Raw genomic sequence first — 1,044 nt, forward strand, 5'->3', positions numbered from 1 at the left:
ATCACAGCATCAAAGTCTGACTGAATCTGGAAAACCTCCTGAAATTCCGCAAACTGCCAACGGCCATACTTGCCCAGGTTATTCACCCCAGGAATCCAGTAGTTGCGCATGGTGTTGGCCTTGTCCTTGGCATCTTCTCCCCGGTAGCCCTTAATCTCCACCACCAGGTTGAGTAGGTCATCGGGGCCTTGGCCATCATCCACCCGCACGATGAAGTCGGGGATGTATTTACGAGGCGTGGAACCATAGAGATAGGGCACCTCAAACCCCAACCCCTGATTCTTGACATAGGCCTTCACCCGAGGGTGAGCCTCCGCCACCCGGCAAAACTCTGCCTCCCAATCACTATCACACACCACCCAATTGGTATGACAATGGCGCGGGCTGGTTTGCCAAAGCGTTTCCTTGGATGTATTGAAATTGATATGCATCGTGCTACCCACCGGATTATAGGCATCCAAAATTGCCTTAATTGGCTTCTCGCCCATCGTCGCCTCCGTAATAGCAGCCTTGATGCGATCGCAGGCCATGTCTGCAATCTCCCGATACATCACCTGGGCTGGATAGGTATCCCCCGTGCAGTTGAGATAGTCCTTCATCCATTGCCGGGCAATGCGCTTAAGCTGGCCAAATAAATGGATTTTAGGATTTTCTCCAGGATCACGATATTTATGATAAATCAAATGCTTGGTTAGCTCGTAGAGCACTGTGGATTCGCGCACATCCTGCAAATGCTTCACATTGAGATCCACACTTTCCCCGATGATGCCTGAGTTCTGAGTTTGGGTGGCCCCAACCAACGTGGGGGTTAACGCCAGCAACGAATCTGGGGTAAATGCCGCCGTGAGCCGAGTATCGGGTAGTTCTACACGATAGCCTTGAACATTAGGGAAAGCGATCGCTCGCTCATCACGCTCAGGACGCACCGCTTTGATCGTCACCGTTCGTTTCGGCGGTTTTGACTTAGCAATCACTGGCTTAGCCGTGAAATCAAACGGAATGCCAAACACATCCGCATATTCCACATCAAACAAACCATCCTCA

General features: G+C 51.2%; 1 protein-coding gene. It reads right to left on the reverse strand.

Features of this window, described 5'->3' with window-relative positions; all coding sequences use genetic code 11:
• Window positions 1-1,044, reverse strand: a 1,044-nt coding sequence (locus V6D20_12045; protein HEY9816511.1) for a hypothetical protein, incomplete at both ends; no start/stop codon positions are given.

Source organism: Candidatus Obscuribacterales bacterium (genome assembly GCA_036703605.1).
In the GTDB taxonomy this organism is placed as follows: Bacteria; Cyanobacteriota; Cyanobacteriia; order RECH01; family RECH01; genus RECH01.